Source organism: Pseudomonas sp. 18173 (genome assembly GCF_050432945.1).
GTDB lineage: Bacteria > Pseudomonadota > Gammaproteobacteria > Pseudomonadales > Pseudomonadaceae > Aquipseudomonas.
Genome location: NZ_JBKFTN010000009.1, coordinates 24,713 through 43,964, shown reverse-complemented (window position 1 = coordinate 43,964; position 19,252 = coordinate 24,713). Strand labels below are relative to the sequence as shown.

Here is a 19,252-nt window from a genome sequence, read left to right as displayed (position 1 = left end):
ATTGATTGTTCGAGAACGGCTGGCCTCAGCTTTTTGCAAACTTTTTGCCATGGGAGCCACCTGACATGGACCGTCTGACACGCATTTTGGCCACACTGACCCGCTGGGGTCTGGGCCTGTGCGCGTTGGTTTTGGTGTTGATGGCGCTCTACGTCAGCCTTGGCCGGGAGCTGTCGCCGCTGGTCGCCGAGTACCGTGCCGACATCGAAACCAAAGCCAGCGATGCCTTGGGCATGCCGTTGCAGATCGGCGAGCTCGAAGGCAGCTGGAGTGGGTTTGCCCCCATATTGATGGCGCACGATGTGACGGTCGGCGAGGGCGCCAATGCCTTGCACCTGGATCAGGTGCGAGCGGTGCCGGATCTTTGGGCCAGCCTGCTGGCCCGTCAGGTACGCATCGCTCACCTGGAGCTCAGCGGCCTGAAGATCAGCGTCAAGGAGGGTAACGACGGTCAATGGGCGCTGGAAGGTTTGCCGGTGCAGCAGGACCAGCCAACTGATCCGGAACAGTTGCTCAATCGCATGCAAATGATCCAGCAACTGTCGGTGCTGGACAGCCAGGTAACCTTGCAGCCGTTTGGCCAGTCGCCACTGACACTGACGTATGTTGGCCTGAACCTGAAAACAGGTGCTGCCCGGCAGCGACTCGACGCCCGCCTGACCCTGCCCGACGGCCAACCTGTGGCCATGAGCCTGCGCACCCGCATTCGTGCCAGCCAGTGGAAGGACGGTGATGCCGAGGTCTACCTGAGCCTGCCGCAAAGCGACTGGTCGAAGTGGTTGCCCGAGCGCGTGACCCAGGAGTGGAGCTTTCCCGAGATCAAGGCCGGTGGCGAGCTGTGGGCGACCTGGGGCAAAGGCACCCTGCAAAGCGCTGCAGTGCGCTTGAACGCGCCACAAATCAAGGGCGCCTACGCCGAGCGCAAGCCGATCCAGATCAATAACCTGGCGCTCAATGGATACTTCCAGCGCAGCGCCGAAGGCGTGTCGGTGACGCTGGATTCCCTGGCGATGAACCTGGGCGAGACCCGCTGGGAAACGCATTTGCAGCTCAAGCAAAGCGCGGCCACTGATAAAACCGAAGAAATCTGGCACCTGCAGGCCGACCGGGTTGATCTCACTCCGCTTACCCCGCTGCTCAATGCCATGGCGCCGTTGCCGGAAGGTTTTGCCACGGTCGTCGAGCGGCTGAAGGTCACGGGTGGATTGCGCAATGTGCTGGTTGACTTGCGCCCGAATGCCGTCGATGACAGCAAGTTCAGCTTTGCCGCCAACCTCGACCAGGTAGGCTTCGATGCCTATCACGGTGCACCGGCGGCCCGAAACGTCAGCGGCAGCATCAGCGGTGACCTGGGGCATGGCGAACTGCGCATGGACAGCAAGGACTTCATGCTGCACCTGGACCCGATTTTCGCCAAGCCATGGCAGTACATTCAGGCCAATGCACGGCTGACCTGGAAACTCGATAAAGAAGGTTTCACCCTGATCGCGCCGTACCTGAAAGTGCTGGGAGAGGAAGGCAAGATCGCCGGCGACTTCCTGATTCGCCTGCATTTCGACCACACCCAGGAAGACTACATGGACCTGCGGGTCGGCCTGGTGGACGGTGACGGTCGCTACACCGCCAAGTACTTGCCGGCGGTTCTCAGCCCGGCGCTGGACGAATGGCTGCGCACGGCGATTCTCAAGGGCGCGGTGGACCAGGGTTTCTTCCAGTATCAAGGGTCGCTCAACCACGGTGCCGCAGACGAGGATCGCAGCATCAGCCTGTACTTCAAGGTTCACGATGCCGAACTGGCCTTCCAGCCGGGCTGGCCCCATGTCAGCAAGGTCAGCGGCGATGTGTTCGTCGAAGACAGCGGCGTGCGGATTCTGGCCAGCAAGGGCCAATTGCTCGACACCCAGGTCAGCGATGTCTACGTCAACATTCCCCATGTGCCCGCCGGGCAGAACGTTCATTTGTTCCTCGATGGCGGATTTGCCGGCGGTTTGGGCGATGGCCTGAAAATCCTCCAGGAAGCGCCGATCGGTACCGGGGCAACGTTCGCCGGCTGGGAAGGCGAGGGGGACCTGCAAGGCAAGCTGAAGCTGGACATACCACTGGCAAAAGGCGAGGAGCCGAAGATCCTCGTCGATTTCAAGACCGCCAAGGCGCGCTTGAAACTGGCCGAACCTGTGCTGGAGCTGACCCAGCTCAAAGGTGATTTCCGTTTCGACAGCGCCAAGGGCCTGAGCGGGCAGAACATCAGCGCACGGGCATTCGACAAGCCGGTCACCGCACAGATTTTTGCTGATGGCAGCCCGGGTAAACTCAATACCCGGGTGACTGCGTCGGGCCAGGTCGAAGTGAAGAAACTGACCGACTGGCTGAAGGTAACCCAGCCGCTGCCGGTGAGTGGCGTGATCCCTTATCAACTGCAACTGACCCTGAACGGCGCCGACAGCCAGTTGCAGGTCAATTCCAGCCTCAAGGGCGTGGCCGTCGATTTGCCGGCACCGTTCGGCATGACCGCCGATACGGGACGCGACACGATGTTCCGCATGACCTTGCAGAGCGACGAACGGCGTTATTGGGGCAGCTACGGGGACCTGGCGAGCTTCACGTTCGCGGCCCCGGCCAGCAATTTCGCCGACGGCCGCGGGGAGTTGTCCCTCGGTGGCGGCGAGGCGGTGTTGCCTGGCAGCAAAGGCCTGCGGGTGCGAGGCGTGCTGTCGGAGCTGGACGTTGGCCCGTGGAAGGATCTGGTGGATAAATACGCCGGCCAGGACCCTGGCGGCAGCGCCAGGCAATTGCTCAGCGGCGCTGATTTCAAGGTGGGCAAGCTCAGCGGTATCGGTACTACGCTCGATCAGGCCTCGATCCAGCTGACGCGCAAGGCTTCCGCCTGGGCGCTGCAACTCGACAGCCAGCAGATCAAGGGCAACGCCAACCTGCCCGATGCGAGCGCGGTGCCGATCACGATCAATCTGCAAACCGTGCGCTTGCCCGCACCGGACCCGGCCGTGCAGGCCGATGAAAACTCGCCGGATCCGCTGGCGTCGGTGGACCCGTCGAAAATCCCGGCGATGGACATCACCATCAATCAGTTGTTCCAGGGCCAGGATCTGGTGGGCGGCTGGTCGCTGAAAATTCGCCCGACGGCCAAGGGCATCGTATTCAACGCGCTGGACCTGGGCCTCAAGGGCATTCTGCTGGTGGGCAGCGGTGGCTGGGAAGGCGTGCCCGGCGCCAGCTCAAGCTGGTACAAGGGACGCATCAGCGGCAAGAACCTCGCCGATGTGCTCAAGAACTGGGGGTATGCTCCGAGCGTCACCAGCCAGGACTTTTATATGGATGTCGATGGCCGCTGGCCCGGGTCGCCGGCCTGGGTGGCGACCAAACGTTTCTCCGGCTCGCTCGATGCGACGCTCAATCAGGGCCAGTTCGTCGAGGTGGAAGGCAGTGCCCAGGCGCTGCGGGTATTCGGTTTGCTCAACTTCAACTCCATCGGCCGGCGCCTGCGCCTGGACTTCTCCGACCTGTTCGGCAAGGGCCTGAGTTATGACAAGGTCAAAGGGCTGTTGGTCGGGACTAATGGCGTGTATGTCACCCGTGAGCCGATCCGGCTGACGGGGCCGTCGAGCACCATTGAGCTCGACGGCACCCTGAACATGGTGGCCGATCAGATCGATGCAAAACTGCTGGTGACCTTGCCGGTGACCAATAACCTGCCGATCGCCGCACTGATCGTCGGTGCACCGGCGGTCGGCGGGGCACTGTTCCTGATCGACAAGTTGATTGGCGATCGGGTCTCCCGCTTCGCCAGTGTGAAATACACCGTAAACGGGCCATGGAAAGAACCGAAAATCACCTTCGACAAGCCTTTTTGAAACGCCATCCCTCGAGCCTATGGAGTAGCATGGCCGTTGCGGCTCGCCCCCTGTAGGAGCGAGCTCGCTCGCGATGAGTTTGGACGCGACGCGTTTTTTCAGACAGCCTGCGTCATCGTTCACGTCCATCGCGAGCAAGCTCGCTCCTACACGGTCTGTGTTGATTTCAATAAGGAAAAGGTCATGTCTGTCGCGGTGATTCAAATGGTCAGCCAGAGCGATGTGCTGGCCAATCTGGCCCAGGCCCGTCGGTTGCTTGAACAAGCGGCAGCAGGTGGTGCGAAACTGGCGGTATTGCCGGAAAACTTCGCCGCCATGGGTCGGCGTGACATTGCCGACATCGGGCGCGCCGAAGCACTGGGCGAAGGCCCGATCCTGCCCTGGTTGAAACAGACCGCACGCGACCTCAAGTTATGGATAGTGGCCGGCACGTTGCCGTTGCCGCCGGTGGATCAGCCGAGCGCCAAAGTGCATGCCTGTTCGTTGCTGGTCGACGACCAGGGCGAAACGGTGGCGCGCTACGACAAGCTGCACCTGTTCGACGTCGATGTGGCGGACAATCGTGGCCGTTATCGTGAATCCGATGACTATGCTTATGGCAACGGGGTGGTCGTGGCGGACACACCGGTCGGCCGGGTTGGCCTGACGGTCTGCTATGACCTGCGCTTTCCCGAGCTTTACAGCGAATTACGCGCGGCCGGGGCCGAACTGATTACCGCGCCATCGGCCTTTACCGCCGTGACCGGCGCTGCGCACTGGGACGTGCTGATTCGCGCGCGGGCCATCGAAACCCAGTGTTATGTGCTCGCGGCTGCCCAAGGCGGGACGCATCCGGGGCCGAGGGAAACATTCGGGCATGCCGCCATCGTCGACCCGTGGGGGCGTGTGCTGGCGCAGCGGGACCAAGGCGAAGCCGTGCTGCTGGCCGAACGCGACAGCAGCGAACAGGCGTCCATCCGGGCGCGGATGCCGGTGTCCAGTCACCGGCGCTTTTTCTCGCAGGGCGCCCAGCGGCCTGCATCAGAACGACGAATTTAAGGCGTAAAGCATATGAGCGAGTTGTTGTCCTCAGTCAGTGAACACCTGTTGGCGCCCGGTGGCGTCACGATCGAGAGCCTGCAAGGCGTGCTCGGCGATCTGGCCGGGCCGGGCATCGATGCCGCCGACCTGTATTTCCAGGGGCAGATCTCCGAGTCCTGGGCGCTGGAAGACGGCATCGTCAAGGAAGGCAGCTTCAACCTTGACCAGGGTGTGGGCGTGCGTGCGCAATCGGGTGAAAAAACCGGTTTTGCCTACAGCAATGCCATCACGCTTGAGGCCCTTGGCGCAGCGGCGCGTGCCGCCCGTTCGATTTCCCGGGCCGGGCAGCACGGCACGGTACAGGCATTCACCAGCCAGGACGTCGCGCAGTTGTATGCGCCGGACAATCCCCTGGAAGTGCTGACCCGTGCCGAGAAAGTCGATTTGCTCAAGCGAGTCGACGCCGCGACCCGTGCCCTCGACCCGCGCATCCAGCAAGTCACCGTGAGCATGGCCGGTGTCTGGGAGCGGATTCTGGTGGCTTCCACCGACGGCGGCCTGGCGGCGGATGTGCGGCCGCTGGTGCGTTTCAATGTCAGCGTGATCGTCGAACAGAACGGTCGCCGCGAGCGCGGCGGTCATGGCGGTGGCGGTCGGACCGACTACCGTTATTTCCTCGGCGAAGACCGCGCCATGGGTTATGCCCGTGAAGCGTTGCGCCAGGCGCTGGTCAACCTTGAGGCCATCCCGGCACCGGCCGGTACCTTGCCGGTGGTGCTCGGTTCCGGCTGGTCGGGCGTGCTGCTGCACGAAGCGGTCGGCCACGGTCTGGAAGGCGACTTCAACCGCAAGGGCAGCTCTGCCTATAGCGGGCGCATGGGCGAGATGGTTGCGTCGAAGCTGTGCACCATCGTCGATGACGGCACCCTGGCCGGTCGCCGCGGCTCGTTGAGCGTCGATGATGAAGGCACGCCGACCGAGTGCACCACGCTGATCGAAAACGGCGTGCTCAAAGGCTACATGCAGGACAAGCTCAACGCTCGTCTGATGGGCGTGGCTCGCACCGGTAATGGCCGTCGCGAGTCCTACGCGCACCTGCCGATGCCGCGCATGACCAATACCTACATGCTCGCCGGTGAAAGCGATCCGGCGGAAATCATCGCCTCGGTGAAACGCGGCATCTACTGCGCCAACCTGGGTGGCGGTCAGGTGGACATCACCAGCGGCAAGTTCGTGTTTTCCACCAGCGAGGCGTACCTGATCGAGGACGGCAAGATCACGGCACCGGTCAAAGGCGCAACGCTGATCGGCAACGGGCCGGAAGCCATGAGCAAGGTGTCGATGGTCGGTAATGACCTGTCGCTGGACAGTGGCGTGGGCACGTGTGGCAAGGATGGGCAGTCGGTGCCGGTGGGTGTCGGCCAGCCAACGCTGAAGATTGATGCGATCACCGTGGGTGGCACGGGCGCGTAAGCGGCTTTTGCAACAGTGGAGCTTCGGGTGAGTTGCAGGGCAACTCACCCGATCAGGGATTCAACGCAGGCCGCGTTGAGTCTCGTCCAGCTCACGGATGTACTTGAAGATTTTACGGCTGGAAGCAGGAGGCTTGTTTTGCGCAACCTCATGCTGGGCCTGACGGATCATGGAACGCAGTTGCTGGCGATCGGCGTCAGGGTAGTCGACGACGAATTTTTCCAGAACGGCATCGTCACCGGCAATCAGGCGATCTCGCCAGCGCTCCAGGTTGTGGAAACGCTCGTTGTACTGGCGAGTGGAGGCATCGAGTTGATCGAGCAAGACCAGAATGGCGTCAGTGTCCTGATCGCGCATCAGCTTGCCGATGAACTGAAGGTGTCGCTTACGCGCGATGTTCGCGGTGTGCTTGGGCGCATCGGCCAGGGCCCGGCGCAAGGCGTCGGTCAAGGGCAGCTTTGCAACCAAGTCAGGCTTGAGTGTTGTAAGGCGCTCGCCAAGGTCAACCAGAGCATGAAGCTCGCGTTTAACCTGGGATTTGCTTTTTTCTCCCGTATCGAGGGAGTCGTCGTAAGAATCAACCATGGTGGCAGTCCGCAAAGAAACGCCGCCATGATAACCAGTCGGGGGCCGCTTGTCCGGCCCGGTCGCTCGATGACCGTTACCGAAAGCAGAATTTGAGTGGAGAACAGCATGAGTGCAGTTGAAAGCGTCGGCCCACAAGCGTTGCCGGCACTGCAGGAACAAGTCGAGCAGATCATCGCTGAAGCCAGACGCCAAGGGGCCAGTGCCTGTGAAGTGGCGGTGTCACTGGAGCAGGGTTTATCGACTTCGGTGCGCCAGCGTGAAGTCGAAACGGTCGAATTCAACCGCGATCAGGGGTTTGGCATCACCTTGTACGTCGGCCAGCGCAAAGGCTCGGCCAGCACTTCGGCCAGTGGTCCGGAAGCGATCCGCGAAACGGTTGCCGCTGCACTGGCCATCGCCAGGCACACTTCGGAAGACGAAGCCTCGGGCCTGGCGGATGCTGCGCTGATGGCGCGGGACATTCAGGATTTCGACCTGTTCCACCAGTGGGACATTACTCCGGAACAAGCCATCGAACAGGCCCTGGCCTGCGAAGCCGCGGCGTTTGCCGCCGACAGCCGGATCAAGAACGCCGACGGCACGACCCTCAGTACCCATCAGGGCTGCCGCGTTTATGGCAACAGCCACGGGTTCATCGGCGGTTACGCATCGACTCGTCACAGCTTGAGCTGCGTGATGATCGCCGAAGCGGACGGCCAGATGCAGCGCGATTACTGGTATGACGTGAACCGCCAGGGCAATCTGCTCGCCGACCCGGTCAGCATCGGCCAGCGCGCTGCGCAACGGGCGGCGAGCCGTCTGGGCGCGCGTCCGGTGCCGACTTGCGAGGTGCCGGTGTTGTTTTCCGCAGAGTTGGCCGGGGGGCTGTTCGGCAGTTTCCTGTCGGCGATTTCCGGTGGCAGCCTGTATCGCAAGTCTTCGTTCCTTGAGGGTACTCTCGGCCAGAAACTGTTTCCGGAGTGGCTGACCATCGACGAGCGTCCGCACCTGATGCGTGCCATGGGCAGCGCAGCGTTCGACGGTGACGGCTTGGCAACCTACGCCAAACCATTCGTCGAAAAAGGCGAGCTGGTGTCATACATCCTCGGTACCTACTCCGGTCGCAAGCTGGGCATGCCGAGCACGGCCAACGCCGGCGGCGTGCACAATCTGTTCGTCACCCATGGTGATGAAGACCAGGCGGCCTTGCTGCGGCGCATGGGGCGCGGCTTGTTGGTCACCGAGTTGATGGGCCAGGGGCTGAACATGGTCACGGGCGATTACTCCCGGGGTGCGGCGGGATACTGGGTCGAGAACGGCGAAATCCAGTTCGCGGTCCAGGAAGTGACCATCGCCGGCAACATGCGCGACATGTTCAAGCAGATCGTCGCGGTCGGTAATGATCTCGAACTTCGCAGCAACATCCGCACCGGTTCGGTGCTGATCGAGCGGATGACCGTAGCGGGCAGTTAATCTCCCGTGACAAAAAAGGCGCGCCACCCAATGGGTGGCGCGCCTTTTTTATGGTTCTTCACGGAGTCTGGAGAAACAAAGAAACAAGAACGCCGATTTGCTTGATGATGGTGATGGATACGGCGCCCCCTCACCACAAAGCCGCGGCGTTTACTCGCCTTCGTCGAAGTAATTGTTGATCAGGGCTACCAGCGCATCCATCGCTTCCTGTTCCTGCTCGCCTTCCGTGCTCAGATGGATTTTCGTGCCCTTGCCGGCAGCGAGCATCATCATGGCCATGATGCTTTTTCCATCGACGGTGGATTCCGGGGTGCGACCCACGCGGATCGTGCAATCCTTGAATTGGCCGGCAACACCAACGAATTTTGCCGACGCCCGGGCATGCAAACCCAGTTTATTGATGATTTCGATTTCCAGAGCAGGCATCGCGATGTGAATCCTTTAGCTGAGGTCGCGGTGGCGAACCTGGACGTTCTTCAGGGATTTTTGCAGCGTCTGCCCCAGACGCTCGGTCAGGTAGACGGAGCGGTGATGTCCGCCAGTGCAGCCAATGGCAATGGTGACGTAGGCGCGGTTGCTGGCGGCAAAACGAGGCAGCCACTTTAGCAGGTATGTGGAAATGTCCTGGAACATCTCTTCGACATCCGGCTGTGCCGCCAGATATTCGGCAACCGGTTGATCAAGCCCTGACTGCTCGCGCAATTCCGGTTTCCAGTAAGGGTTGGGCAGGCAACGCACATCGAACACCAGGTCGGCGTCCACCGGCATGCCGCGTTTGAACCCGAAGGATTCCACCAGGAACGCAGTGCCGGGTTCCGGCTGATTCAACAGGCGCAGCTTGATGGCATCGCGCAGTTGATACAGGTTCAGGTTGGTGGTGTTGATCTTGAGATCGGAGAGGTCGGCAATCGGCCCGAGCAGCACGCTCTCGACGTTGATGGCTTCGGCCAGCGAGCGATTGGCGTTGCTCAGGGGGTGGCGCCGGCGGGTTTCCGAGAAGCGCTTGAGCAGGGTTTCTTCGTCGGCGTCCAGGTACAGGACATCGCACTGGATATGGCGGTTGCGGACTTCTTCGAGCAGGTCGGGGAAGCGTGACAGGTGGCTGGGCAGGTTGCGGGCGTCAATGGAGACGGCGACCAGCGGCTGCAACAGTTCGGTATGAATCAGCGCTCGTTCGGCCAGTTCCGGCAGCAGGCCGGCAGGCAGATTGTCGATGCAGTAGTACCCGTTGTCCTCAAGGACGTTGAGGGCGGTACTTTTACCTGAGCCGGAACGGCCACTGACGATGATCAAGCGCATGATTACTGACCGTTTTGCTCGTCCAGGACAACCTGATACAGGGCTTCATTGCTTGGGGCGCTGCGCAGTTTGTCGCGCACGTCCTTGCGGTCGAGCATGCTGGCGATCTGGCGCAGCAGCTCAAGGTGCGCATCGGTGGCGGCTTCCGGGACCAGCAGCACGAACAGCAGGTCAACCGGCGCGCCGTCGATGGCGTCGAAATCGATCGGGGCGTCCAGGTGCATCAAGGCGCTGATGGGCGAAACACAGCCCCTGAGACGGCAGTGTGGAATAGCGATGCCGTTGCCAAAACCTGTGGAACCGAGTTTTTCACGGGCAATCAGCGCCTCGAAGACATCTTGCATCTCCAGAGCCGGCACTTCGCGGGCGATCAGATTGGCAATTTGTTCGAGGGCTTTCTTTTTACTGCCACCCGGCACGTTCACCAGGGAACGGCCGGGGGTCAGGATACTTTCAAGTCGGATCATGGGTTGGGAGTGTTAACGACCGGTTGCGCCCTGAAGGAGGCTCTGGGTCTTTTCCTTATGCTTTTTGAGTTGTTTATCCAGCTTGTCGGTGAGTGCATCGATCGCGGCGTACATATCGGTATGTTCCGCGTTTGCGACCACTTCATTCCCGGGAATATGCAGCGTGGCTTCGATTTTCTGCTTCAGTTTTTCGACGGTCATCGTGACCTGCACGTTAGTGATCTTGTCGAAATGACGCTCCAATCGTTCGAGTTTTTCGCCGATGTAGGAGCGAAGAGGTTCGGTCACTTCCAGTTGGTGTCCACTGATGTTGACTTGCATACAGCTTCTCCTTCGTTGCCAGTGCATAAAGCGGTAGACCAGATGATCTACCACTGGAACGCTGTGGCGTGGCCCTACATCAACCGCTTGCGTTCGCTCGAAGGCGCGATCCCGAGGGATTCGCGGTACTTGGCGACGGTGCGGCGGGCCACCTGAATGCCTTGTGCCTCCAGTAAACCAGCGATCTTGCTGTCACTCAACGGCTTTTTCTGATTTTCCGCGGCAACCAGTTTTTTGATAATCGCCCGGATCGCCGTGGACGAGCATTCGCCGCCTTCGGAGGTGCTTACGTGACTTGAGAAAAAGTATTTCAGTTCATAAATGCCCCGGGGGGTGTGCATGAACTTCTGGGTGGTCACCCGTGAAATCGTCGACTCATGCATGCCGACCGCTTCGGCGATGTCATGCAGGACCAGCGGCTTCATGGCTTCGTCGCCATATTCGAGGAACCCGCGCTGATGCTCGACGATCTGGGTGGCAACCTTCATCAGGGTCTCGTTACGGCTTTGCAGGCTCTTGATGAACCAGCGGGCCTCCTGCAACTGATTGCGCATGAAGGTGTTGTCGGCACTGGTGTCGGCGCGGCGCACGAACCCGGCGTACTGGGCGTTGACCCGCAGCCGTGGCACCGACTCCTGATTCAGCTCCACCAGCCAGCGCTCGTTGTCCTTGCGCACGATGACGTCAGGCACGACGTATTCGGCTTCGGTGGACTCGATCTGCGAGCCCGGACGCGGATTGAGGCTCTGGACCAGTTCGATGACCTGGCGCAGCTCGTCTTCCTTGAGCTTCATGCGGCGCATCAACTGGCTGTAGTCGCGACTGCCGAGCAAGTCGATGTAGTCGGTGACCAGGCGCTTGGCCTCGGCCAGCCAGGGGGTCTTGGCCGGCAGCTGGCGCAATTGCAGCAGCAGGCATTCGCCCAGGTTGCGGGCGCCGATGCCGGCGGGCTCGAATTGCTGGATGCGGTGCAGGACGGCTTCGATTTCGTCCAGTTCGATGTCCAGTTCCGGATCGAAGGCTTCGAGGATCTCCTCGAGGGTTTCGTCCAGATAGCCCTGATTGTTGATGCAGTCGATCAGGGTCACGGCGATCAGGCGATCGGTATCGGACATCGGAGCCAGGTTCAGTTGCCACAGCAAATGACTTTGCAGGCTTTCGCCGGCCGAGGTGCGGGTGGTGAAGTCCCACTCGTCGTCATCGTTGCTGGGCAGGCTGCTGGCGCTGGTCTGGTAAACGTCTTCCCATGCGGTGTCGACGGGGAGTTCGTTGGGAATGCGCTCGTTCCAGTCGCCCTCATCGAGGTTATCCACCGTCGGCGCGCTTTCCTGGTAGGAGGGTTCCTGGATGTCGGTGTTGGGCTTTTGTTCGGCGTTGTCGGCCAGGGGGTCGGAATTGTCGAAGTCGTCGCCTTCTTCCTGGCGTTCGAGCATCGGATTGGACTCCAGGGCCTCCTGGATTTCCTGTTGCAGGTCCAGGGTCGACAATTGGAGCAGGCGGATGGCCTGTTGCAGCTGCGGTGTCATCGTCAGCTGCTGGCCCATTCTCAAGACTAGCGATGGTTTCATGGCTGGGGCTTAACACCTTATTCGCCGGCGCACATGCGCCATCCACTACAGGGCGCCGGGGCGCCAAACATAAGCAAATTATATGCCCGAAACTGCAGCGTTTGCCTAGAGCGCTGTAACAATAAAAAAGTGTTGATTTTTTATCGGGACAAGCGCTCGGGCGACCTGCCAGATGCCGCTGCCTTTACAGGCGGAACTCATGGCCCAGATACACTTCCTTGACCAGGTTGTTGGCCAGGATGGTCTCTGCGTCACCTTCGGCGATCAGTTGGCCGTCGTTGACGATATAGGCGGTTTCACAGATATCCAGGGTTTCACGAACGTTGTGGTCCGTGATCAGCACGCCAATGCCCTTGGCCTTGAGGTGGTGAATGATCTGCTTGATGTCCCCGACCGAAATCGGGTCCACGCCGGCGAAGGGTTCGTCGAGGAGGATGAATTTCGGGTTGGTGGCCAGGGCCCGGGCGATTTCCACACGCCGGCGCTCGCCGCCGGACAGGCTCATGCCGAGGTTGTCGCGGATGTGGCTGATGTGGAATTCCTGCAGCAGGCTTTCCAGCTCCTTGCGACGGCCGGCCTTGTCGAGTTCCTTGCGGGTCTCGAGGATGGCCATGATGTTGTCGGCCACCGACAGTTTGCGGAAGATCGATGCTTCCTGCGGCAAGTAGCCGATGCCGGCCTTTGCGCGGCCGTGCATCGGCTGGTGGCTGACGTCCAGGTCGTCGATCAGGACGCGGCCCTGGTCGGCTTGCACCAGGCCGACGATCATGTAGAAGCAAGTGGTCTTGCCGGCACCGTTCGGGCCAAGCAGGCCGACGATCTGGCCGCTGTCGATGGACAGGCTGACATCACGCACGACCTGGCGGCTCTTGTAGCTCTTGGCCAGATGCTGAGCTTTCAGAGTTGCCATTACTGGGCCTTTTTCTCGTCGGTTTTCTTCTTCGGCTGGATCACCATGTCGATACGCGGACGTGGTGCGGTCACGGAGGCACCGGTCGCACGGCCGGCCGTAGCAACCTGTTTTACCGTGTCGTAGACGATTTTCTCGCCTTCGGTGGTGCTGCCGTCATCACTGATGACCTTGGCCTGGTCGATCAGCACGATGCGGTTTTGCTGGGCATGGTACTGAATGGTCTTGCCGTAGCCCTGGATCGGTTTCGGCGAGTCGACTTTCTGCTTCTGCTCGAAATACGCCAGGTTGCCCACCGAAGTCACGACATCGATGTCGCCAGCCGGAGTGCGGGTGAGCGTGACGGTATTGCCTTTAACAATCATCGAGCCCTGGGTGATGATCACATCGCCCTTGTACGTGGCAACGCCTTGCTTGTCGTCCAGCTGGGCGTCGTCCGCCTGGACGCGAATGGGTTGTTCACTATCGTTCGGCAGAGCCCAGGCGCTCACGCTTCCCAGTGCTGCGCCCAGACTGAGCAAAATCGGGAGGGTTTTAACGAGCCTCATACTGTCCTCTTACGTTCGATAGCAGGTGTATCCTGCTTTCTTTCAAATACGCTTTCATTCCCTTGCCAGTCGATACACCGCCAGCGCCGTCGATTCTAACGTCTTGCTCGGTCTGCGCATATTGCTGCTGCGGGAACACGGTCATGCGGGTGCTGGTGATCAGGGTTTTACGGTTTTTCTCGTCGAAGCGCGTGATGCGCACGTCATCGATCAGTTCTACCTGTGTGCCGTCAGGGTTGACCTCGCCCTGCAGGCTCTGGACGTGCCACGGGAATTCAGTGCCGCGGAACACGTTCAGGTCGGGGTTGGTCAGCAAAGTCACCTCGGTCGCCTTCAGGTGCTCGACCTTGTCGGACACCAGATCATATTGCAGCTTGCCGTCCGGCAGGTACTGCACGCTGTGGGCGTTGATGGCGTAATAGTCGATCATGCTTTCATCGATCGGCGTTACCGGCTTGTCGAGGAAGCGTTCCGGGCTGATGTTCCAGTAGCCAGCCGCAGCGAATATCGCCGCGACGCAACTGTACAGTAGGGTGTTGCGAAACTTTTTGCTCAGCATAATGGGCTCACAGGTACGCCGCATTGGCCGCATCGAGGCGGTCCTGGGCGCGCAGGATCAATTCGCAGAATTCGCGAGCGGCACCTTCGCCGCCACGGGCGAGGGTGATGCCGTGAGCGTGTTCACGCACGAAGCTGGCGGCATTGGCCACCGCCATGCCGAGGCCGACGCGGCGAATCACCGGCAGGTCCGGCAGGTCGTCGCCGAGGTAGGCCACTTGCTCATAGCTCAGGTCCAGCTGGGCCAGCAGCTCGTCGAGCACCACCAGTTTGTCTTCGCGTCCCTGATAAAGATGCGGGATGCCGAGGTTCTTCGCTCGCCGCTCGACCACCGGGGTCTTGCGACCACTGATGATGGCGGTTTGCACGCCGGCGGCCATCAGCATCTTGATGCCCTGGCCGTCGAGTGTGTTGAACGTCTTGAATTCGCTGCCGTCTTCGAGGAAGTACAGGCGTCCGTCGGTCAGCACGCCATCGACATCGAACACCGCCAGTTTGATCTGTTTGCCACGTTGCAACAGGTCCGCACTCATTACATTACTCCTGCGCGCAGCAAATCGTGCATGTTCAAGGCGCCGACCGGGCGGTCCTGGCTGTCGACCACCACCAGTGCGTTGATTTTATGGTCTTCCATGATTTTCAGGGCTTCGGCGGCGAGCATTTCGGCGCGTGCGGTCTTGCCATGGGCCGTCATGACCTGGTCGATGATAGCGTTGTGGATATCGATGCTGCGGTCCAGTGTGCGGCGCAAATCACCGTCGGTGAAGATTCCCGCCAGTCTGCCGTCGGATTCCAGGATGACGGTCATGCCCAGGCCCTTGCGGGTCATTTCCATCAGGGCATCCTTGAGCAGGGTGCCGCGCTGGACCTGCGGCAGTTCCTGGCCTGCGTGCATGACATTTTCCACTTTCAGCAGCAAGCGTCGGCCGAGGGCGCCGCCGGGATGGGAAAAGGCGAAGTCTTCGGCGGTAAATCCGCGGGCTTCCAGCAGCGCGACGGCCAGGGCGTCGCCCATGACCAGGGCGGCGGTGGTCGACGAAGTGGGTGCCAGGTTCAACGGGCAGGCTTCATGTTCGACGTGAACATTCAAATTGACCTCGGCGGCCTTGGCCAGCGGCGAGTCGGGGTTGCCGGTCACGCTGATCAGTTGAATGCCCAGGCGCTTGATCAGTGGCAGCAGGGTAACGATTTCATTGGTGGAGCCGGAGTTCGAGAGCGCCAGAATGATGTCGTCGCGGGTAATCATGCCCATGTCACCGTGGCTGGCTTCAGCCGGGTGCACGAAAAATGCCGTGGTGCCGGTGCTGGCCAGGGTGGCGGCGATCTTGTTGCCGATATGCCCCGACTTGCCCATGCCGACCACGACCACGCGGCCTTTGCTGGCCAGAATCATCTCGCAAGCGCGTACGAAATCTGCGTCGATATGGGGCAGCAGGCCTTGCACGGCTTCTACCTCGAGGCGGATGGTGCGTTGTGCTGATTGAATCAGGTCGCTGGATTGGCTCATGTCAGAAATCGTATAGCCTGATGAAAAGGCGGCGATTATAGCGGTAATGATCGAATCCCTCACGCAAGTTCGTCGCGCATTGTCATTCCCGGTTACCGAAAACCGTCTAAACGGGGCTTTCAACCTGTCATGCAGGTGAAGTTGGCCGGCTTTGGCCTTGGGCGCGTAGCCTTTGCAGTGATATAGTTCGCCGCCAGTTCGGCCTGCCCGGGAGGTATGTGCTTTTGTCAGAAAGCCAGGCGTCCGAGTGAGAGGCTGCATCGCAAGGAGTTTAGATGAGTGCCGATAACGCCTACGCGGTCGAGCTGAAGGGACTGTCCTTCAAGCGCGGTGCGCGCAGCATTTTCAACAATGTCGATATCCGTATCCCGCGCGGTAAGGTCACCGGCATCATGGGGCCTTCCGGGTGTGGCAAGACCACGCTTTTGCGCCTGATGGGCGCCCAGTTGCGGCCCACCAAGGGCGAAGTCTGGGTCAACGGTCAGAATCTGCCAAAACTGTCGCGCAGCGACCTGTTCGATGCGCGCAAGCATATGGGTGTGCTTTTCCAGAGTGGCGCACTGTTTACCGATCTCGATGTCTTCGAGAACGTCGCCTTTCCGTTGCGGGTTCATACGCAACTGCCGGATGAAATGATCCGCGACATCGTCCTGCTCAAACTGCAGGCCGTGGGCTTGCGCGGTGCCATCGACCTGATGCCCGACGAGCTTTCCGGCGGCATGAAGCGCCGTGTCGCGCTGGCCCGGGCGATTGCGCTCGACCCGCAGATTCTCATGTACGACGAACCCTTTGTCGGTCAGGACCCCATCGCAATGGGTGTCCTGGTACGCCTCATTCGTTTGCTCAACGATGCGCTGGGCATCACCAGTATCGTGGTATCCCACGACCTGGCCGAGACTGCGAGCATTGCCGATTACATTTATGTGGTGGGCGATGGTCAGGTGTTGGGGCAGGGGACTCCGGACGAGTTGATGAACTCGGATGAGCCGCGCATTCGTCAGTTCATGACCGGCGAACCCGACGGCCCGGTTCCGTACCACTTTCCAGCGACGGATTACCGCGCAGATCTCCTGGGGAAGCGCTGATGCGCAGAATTTCATTGATAGAGCGCGTTCGCCGCTTCGGTCAGGCCGGCATCGATGCGCTGGCGGTGTTCGGGCGTTCGACGTTGTTCCTGTTCCATGCCTTGCTGGGCCGGGGCGGCATCGGTGGCGGCTTCGGGCTGCTGATCAAGCAGCTGCATTCGGTGGGCGTGATGTCCCTGGTGATCATCGTGGTCTCCGGGGTGTTCATCGGCATGGTGCTGGCGCTGCAGGGCTTCAACATTCTTTCCAGCTATGGTTCAGAGCAGGCTGTCGGGCAAATGGTTGCCCTGACCCTGCTGCGTGAACTGGGGCCGGTGGTGACCGCCTTGCTGTTCGCCGGGCGCGCCGGTTCGGCGCTGACCGCCGAAATCGGCAACATGAAGTCCACCGAGCAACTGTCCAGCCTGGAAATGATCGGGGTTGACCCGCTCAAGTACATTATCGCGCCACGCTTGTGGGCCGGTTTCATTTCCCTGCCGGTGCTGGCGATGATTTTCAGCGTGGTGGGAATCTGGGGCGGCTCGTGGGTAGCTGTCGACTGGCTGGGCGTCTATGAAGGTTCCTACTGGTCGAACATGCAGAACAGCGTGACGTTCTCCGACGATGTGCTCAACGGGATCATCAAAAGTGTCGTCTTTGCCTTTGTCGTGACCTGGATCGCCGTATTCCAAGGCTATGACTGCGAACCCACTTCCGAGGGGATCAGTCGTGCCACTACCAAGACCGTTGTATATGCCTCGTTGGCAGTGCTCGGCCTGGACTTTATTCTGACCGCCTTGATGTTTGGAGATTTCTGATGCAAAACCGCACCCTGGAAATCGGTGTCGGCCTTTTCTTGCTGGCCGGCATCCTGGCTTTGCTCTTGTTGGCGTTGCGGGTCAGTGGCCTGTCCCCGAGTCCGAGCACCGACACCTATAAACTTTACGCCTACTTCGACAATATCGCCGGTTTGACTGTCAGAGCTAAGGTGACCATGGCCGGTGTGACCATCGGCAAGGTCACGGCCATCGATCTGGATCGCGACAGCTTTACCGGTCGGGTGACCATGCAGCTGGAAAAACGCATCGATAATCTGCCGGCGGACTCTACTGCATCTATCCTGACCGCTGGCCTGTTGGGTGAGAAGTACATCGGTATCAGCGTGGGCGGGGAAGACACCCTGCTCAAGGATGGTGGAACCATTCATGACACGCAGTCATCGCTGGTGCTCGAAGACCTGATCGGTAAATTCCTGCTCAATACCGTTAGCAAAGACGCCAAATGAGGAGTGTATAAATGATCTCTATCTTGCGACGTGGCCTGTTGGTACTGCTCGCGGCGCTGCCGCTGGTGGCCAACGCCGTGGCGGCGCCTTCGGCGCATGAACTGGTACAGGACACTACCAACCGTTTGCTCGCCGACCTGGCGGCCAACAAGGAAAAGTACAAGCAGGACCCGCAGGACTTTTATACGGCGCTGGACACCATCGTCGGGCCGGTTGTGGATGCCGAGGGTATTTCCAAGAGCATCATGACGGTCAAGTACTCGAAGAAAGCTTCGCCGGCGCAGATGAAGGCCTTCGAAGAGAACTTCAAGAAGGGGTTGTTCCAGTTCTATGGCAATGCCTTGCTGGAGTACAACAACCAGGGCATCACCGTTGATCCGGCCAAGGACGAGTCGGGCGACCGCACCAGCGTCGGCATGACCGTCAAGGGCAGCAACGGCGCGATCTATCCAGTGTCCTACACCATGGAAAAGATCAACGGCCAGTGGAAGCTGCGTAACGTCATCATCAACGGCATCAATATTGGCAAGCTGTTCCGCGATCAGTTCGCCGATGCGATGCAGCGCAATGGCAATGACCTGGACAAGACCATCAATGGTTGGGCCGGGGAAGTCGCCAAGGCCAAGGAATCCACCGAGAAAAAGACCCAATGAGTGAGTCGGCAGTCCAGATGGACGAAGCGGGCGAGCTGCGACTCAGCGGCGTGCTGGATTACCGCACTGGCCCTGGCCTGCGCGAGCGGGGCAAAACGCTGATCAAGGCCAGCAAGGCTGCAGCGCTGGTGGTCGATTGCTCGGCGGTGACCAAGTCCAGCAGTGTCGGTTTGTCGTTGCTGCTGTGCTTCATCCGCGATGCACAGGCGGCCGGCAAGGCCCTGAGCATCCGCGGGATGCCGGAAGACATGCGTGAAATCGCTCAGGTCAGCGAGCTGACCGAGCTGTTGGCGCAACCCTGAACCGCATCTATAAGGAAGCCCCCCGTCCGAGTCCTGCTTGGCGGGGTTCGCAGGCGCGGGGCTTTTTTTGTATGATGTCCGACCCGCGCGCACAGGGCGCCGATTGAGGTTGAGCATGCAGGCCAACGAAGTTAAGAGCTTTCTTGAAGGAAAGCTGTCCGAGACGCTTTTATCAGTGCAGGTAGAAGTCGAGGGCGAAGGCTGCAATTTCCAGCTGAACGTGATTAGCGATGAACTGGCGGCGTTGAGCCCGGTCAAGCGTCAGCAGCAGATCTATGCCCATTTGAACCCATGGATCACCGATGGCAGCATCCATGCGGTCACTATGAAATTTTTCAGCAGCGCGGCCTGGGCCGAGCGCACCTGAG

At 60.3% G+C, this 19,252-nt stretch carries 21 protein-coding genes; 10 read left to right on the top strand and 11 right to left on the bottom strand.

All coding sequences use genetic code 11. From position 1 onward, the window contains the following. Positions 1 to 65: 65 nt before the first annotated feature. The 3 genes from ACLD1X_RS12385 (at position 66) to tldD (ending at position 6,362) form a co-directional block, all read left to right on the top strand. The gene (locus tag ACLD1X_RS12385) at positions 66 to 3,869 is read left to right on the top strand and encodes a YhdP family protein (protein WP_429367963.1); all 3,804 of its coding nucleotides are present in this window, start codon (positions 66 to 68) and stop codon (positions 3,867 to 3,869) included. 183 nt (positions 3,870 to 4,052) lie between these two features. Beyond that, on the top strand, positions 4,053 to 4,907 hold the full coding sequence (locus ACLD1X_RS12380) for a carbon-nitrogen hydrolase family protein (RefSeq protein ID WP_429367961.1): 855 nt from the start codon (positions 4,053 to 4,055) through the stop codon (positions 4,905 to 4,907). A 12-nt stretch (positions 4,908 to 4,919) separates the two neighbouring features. Further along, positions 4,920 to 6,362 (top strand): metalloprotease TldD, encoded by a 1,443-nt coding sequence (gene tldD, locus ACLD1X_RS12375; protein ID WP_218429285.1) that lies wholly within the window; start codon positions 4,920 to 4,922, stop codon positions 6,360 to 6,362. Positions 6,363 to 6,422: 60 nt separating this feature from the next. Here the strand turns inward: tldD and yjgA are convergent, their stop codons facing one another. Further along, positions 6,423 to 6,947 (bottom strand): ribosome biogenesis factor YjgA, encoded by a 525-nt coding sequence (yjgA, locus tag ACLD1X_RS12370; protein WP_008018722.1) that lies wholly within the window; start codon positions 6,945 to 6,947, stop codon positions 6,423 to 6,425. A gap of 108 nt (positions 6,948 to 7,055) precedes the next feature. Between yjgA and pmbA the strand changes: the two genes are divergently transcribed. Next, complete coding sequence (gene pmbA / locus ACLD1X_RS12365) at positions 7,056 to 8,402, top strand: metalloprotease PmbA (protein WP_429367958.1); 1,347 nt, start codon at positions 7,056 to 7,058, stop codon at positions 8,400 to 8,402. 150 nt (positions 8,403 to 8,552) lie between these two features. On the opposite strand, the gene ACLD1X_RS12360 is transcribed toward pmbA, so the two are convergent. From ACLD1X_RS12360 to ACLD1X_RS12315, 10 genes are all read right to left on the bottom strand, one after another. Beyond that, positions 8,553 to 8,828: an HPr family phosphocarrier protein gene (locus ACLD1X_RS12360; protein ID WP_008018720.1), complete on the bottom strand. Its 276-nt coding sequence runs from the start codon at positions 8,826 to 8,828 to the stop codon at positions 8,553 to 8,555. A 15-nt stretch (positions 8,829 to 8,843) separates the two neighbouring features. Next, positions 8,844 to 9,701: an RNase adapter RapZ gene (gene rapZ / locus ACLD1X_RS12355; RefSeq protein ID WP_429367955.1), complete on the bottom strand. Its 858-nt coding sequence runs from the start codon at positions 9,699 to 9,701 to the stop codon at positions 8,844 to 8,846. 2 nt (positions 9,702 to 9,703) lie between these two features. Next, a complete protein-coding gene (gene ptsN, locus ACLD1X_RS12350) occupies positions 9,704 to 10,168 on the bottom strand; it encodes a PTS IIA-like nitrogen regulatory protein PtsN (RefSeq protein ID WP_429367953.1) in 465 nt (154 codons plus the stop codon). Positions 10,169 to 10,180: 12 nt separating this feature from the next. Next, on the bottom strand, positions 10,181 to 10,489 hold the full coding sequence (hpf, locus tag ACLD1X_RS12345; RefSeq protein ID WP_008018717.1) for a ribosome hibernation-promoting factor, HPF/YfiA family: 309 nt from the start codon (positions 10,487 to 10,489) through the stop codon (positions 10,181 to 10,183). Positions 10,490 to 10,563: 74 nt separating this feature from the next. Further along, complete coding sequence (locus ACLD1X_RS12340; protein WP_015093497.1) at positions 10,564 to 12,057, bottom strand: RNA polymerase factor sigma-54; 1,494 nt, start codon at positions 12,055 to 12,057, stop codon at positions 10,564 to 10,566. A gap of 184 nt (positions 12,058 to 12,241) precedes the next feature. Beyond that, positions 12,242 to 12,967, bottom strand: coding sequence for an LPS export ABC transporter ATP-binding protein (gene lptB / locus ACLD1X_RS12335; protein ID WP_093226717.1), 726 nt, complete (start codon positions 12,965 to 12,967; stop codon positions 12,242 to 12,244). Continuing rightward, complete coding sequence (lptA, locus tag ACLD1X_RS12330) at positions 12,967 to 13,515, bottom strand: lipopolysaccharide transport periplasmic protein LptA (RefSeq protein ID WP_429367950.1); 549 nt, start codon at positions 13,513 to 13,515, stop codon at positions 12,967 to 12,969. The genes lptB and lptA overlap by 1 nt, the downstream gene beginning before the upstream one ends. Continuing rightward, a complete protein-coding gene (gene lptC, locus ACLD1X_RS12325) occupies positions 13,502 to 14,074 on the bottom strand; it encodes an LPS export ABC transporter periplasmic protein LptC (protein WP_429367948.1) in 573 nt (190 codons plus the stop codon). Before lptC ends, lptA begins: the two co-directional genes overlap by 14 nt. A 7-nt stretch (positions 14,075 to 14,081) precedes the next feature. Beyond that, on the bottom strand, positions 14,082 to 14,606 hold the full coding sequence (locus tag ACLD1X_RS12320) for a KdsC family phosphatase (RefSeq protein ID WP_429367946.1): 525 nt from the start codon (positions 14,604 to 14,606) through the stop codon (positions 14,082 to 14,084). Then, a complete protein-coding gene (locus ACLD1X_RS12315; protein WP_429367944.1) occupies positions 14,606 to 15,580 on the bottom strand; it encodes a KpsF/GutQ family sugar-phosphate isomerase in 975 nt (324 codons plus the stop codon). Before ACLD1X_RS12315 ends, ACLD1X_RS12320 begins: the two co-directional genes overlap by 1 nt. Positions 15,581 to 15,855: 275 nt before the next feature. On the opposite strand from ACLD1X_RS12315, the gene ACLD1X_RS12310 reads away from it, so the two are divergent. The 6 genes from ACLD1X_RS12310 to ACLD1X_RS12285 all read left to right on the top strand — a co-directional run bounded on the left by ACLD1X_RS12310 (position 15,856) and on the right by ACLD1X_RS12285 (position 19,251). Further along, positions 15,856 to 16,665, top strand: a complete 810-nt coding sequence (locus tag ACLD1X_RS12310) for an ATP-binding cassette domain-containing protein (protein ID WP_008018709.1) — start codon at positions 15,856 to 15,858, stop codon at positions 16,663 to 16,665. Beyond that, entirely contained in the window at positions 16,665 to 17,462 is a 798-nt protein-coding gene (gene mlaE, locus ACLD1X_RS12305) for a lipid asymmetry maintenance ABC transporter permease subunit MlaE (RefSeq protein ID WP_429367941.1), read from the top strand. Before ACLD1X_RS12310 ends, mlaE begins: the two co-directional genes overlap by 1 nt. After that, entirely contained in the window at positions 17,462 to 17,929 is a 468-nt protein-coding gene (gene mlaD / locus ACLD1X_RS12300; RefSeq protein ID WP_429367939.1) for an outer membrane lipid asymmetry maintenance protein MlaD, read from the top strand. The genes mlaE and mlaD overlap by 1 nt, the downstream gene beginning before the upstream one ends. 11 nt (positions 17,930 to 17,940) lie before the next feature. Next, positions 17,941 to 18,582 carry an MlaC/ttg2D family ABC transporter substrate-binding protein gene (locus ACLD1X_RS12295; RefSeq protein WP_429367937.1) on the top strand — a complete coding sequence of 214 codons (642 nt, stop codon included), beginning with the start codon at positions 17,941 to 17,943 and terminating at the stop codon, positions 18,580 to 18,582. After that, positions 18,579 to 18,884: an STAS domain-containing protein gene (locus tag ACLD1X_RS12290; protein WP_429367935.1), complete on the top strand. Its 306-nt coding sequence runs from the start codon at positions 18,579 to 18,581 to the stop codon at positions 18,882 to 18,884. Before ACLD1X_RS12295 ends, ACLD1X_RS12290 begins: the two co-directional genes overlap by 4 nt. A gap of 115 nt (positions 18,885 to 18,999) precedes the next feature. Next, positions 19,000 to 19,251, top strand: a complete 252-nt coding sequence (locus ACLD1X_RS12285) for a BolA family protein (protein WP_019691904.1) — start codon at positions 19,000 to 19,002, stop codon at positions 19,249 to 19,251. Position 19,252: the final 1 nt, after the last annotated feature.

Coding starts and splice junctions, on each gene's coding strand:
- ACLD1X_RS12295 (WP_429367937.1), top strand. CDS start 17,941: ATGATCTCTATCTTGCGACGTGGCCTGTTGGTACTGCTCGCGGCGCTG.
- ACLD1X_RS12340 (WP_015093497.1), bottom strand. CDS start 12,057: ATGAAACCATCGCTAGTCTTGAGAATGGGCCAGCAGCTGACGATGACA.
- hpf (WP_008018717.1), bottom strand. CDS start 10,489: ATGCAAGTCAACATCAGTGGACACCAACTGGAAGTGACCGAACCTCTT.
- ACLD1X_RS12310 (WP_008018709.1), top strand. CDS start 15,856: ATGAGTGCCGATAACGCCTACGCGGTCGAGCTGAAGGGACTGTCCTTC.
- ACLD1X_RS12380 (WP_429367961.1), top strand. CDS start 4,053: ATGTCTGTCGCGGTGATTCAAATGGTCAGCCAGAGCGATGTGCTGGCC.
- lptC (WP_429367948.1), bottom strand. CDS start 14,074: ATGCTGAGCAAAAAGTTTCGCAACACCCTACTGTACAGTTGCGTCGCG.
- lptA (WP_429367950.1), bottom strand. CDS start 13,515: ATGAGGCTCGTTAAAACCCTCCCGATTTTGCTCAGTCTGGGCGCAGCA.
- ACLD1X_RS12320 (WP_429367946.1), bottom strand. CDS start 14,606: ATGAGTGCGGACCTGTTGCAACGTGGCAAACAGATCAAACTGGCGGTG.
- pmbA (WP_429367958.1), top strand. CDS start 7,056: ATGAGTGCAGTTGAAAGCGTCGGCCCACAAGCGTTGCCGGCACTGCAG.
- lptB (WP_093226717.1), bottom strand. CDS start 12,967: ATGGCAACTCTGAAAGCTCAGCATCTGGCCAAGAGCTACAAGAGCCGC.
- yjgA (WP_008018722.1), bottom strand. CDS start 6,947: ATGGTTGATTCTTACGACGACTCCCTCGATACGGGAGAAAAAAGCAAA.
- ACLD1X_RS12290 (WP_429367935.1), top strand. CDS start 18,579: ATGAGTGAGTCGGCAGTCCAGATGGACGAAGCGGGCGAGCTGCGACTC.
- mlaE (WP_429367941.1), top strand. CDS start 16,665: ATGCGCAGAATTTCATTGATAGAGCGCGTTCGCCGCTTCGGTCAGGCC.
- ACLD1X_RS12315 (WP_429367944.1), bottom strand. CDS start 15,580: ATGAGCCAATCCAGCGACCTGATTCAATCAGCACAACGCACCATCCGC.
- tldD (WP_218429285.1), top strand. CDS start 4,920: ATGAGCGAGTTGTTGTCCTCAGTCAGTGAACACCTGTTGGCGCCCGGT.
- ACLD1X_RS12360 (WP_008018720.1), bottom strand. CDS start 8,828: ATGCCTGCTCTGGAAATCGAAATCATCAATAAACTGGGTTTGCATGCC.
- ptsN (WP_429367953.1), bottom strand. CDS start 10,168: ATGATCCGACTTGAAAGTATCCTGACCCCCGGCCGTTCCCTGGTGAAC.
- rapZ (WP_429367955.1), bottom strand. CDS start 9,701: ATGCGCTTGATCATCGTCAGTGGCCGTTCCGGCTCAGGTAAAAGTACC.
- mlaD (WP_429367939.1), top strand. CDS start 17,462: ATGCAAAACCGCACCCTGGAAATCGGTGTCGGCCTTTTCTTGCTGGCC.
- ACLD1X_RS12385 (WP_429367963.1), top strand. CDS start 66: ATGGACCGTCTGACACGCATTTTGGCCACACTGACCCGCTGGGGTCTG.
- ACLD1X_RS12285 (WP_019691904.1), top strand. CDS start 19,000: ATGCAGGCCAACGAAGTTAAGAGCTTTCTTGAAGGAAAGCTGTCCGAG.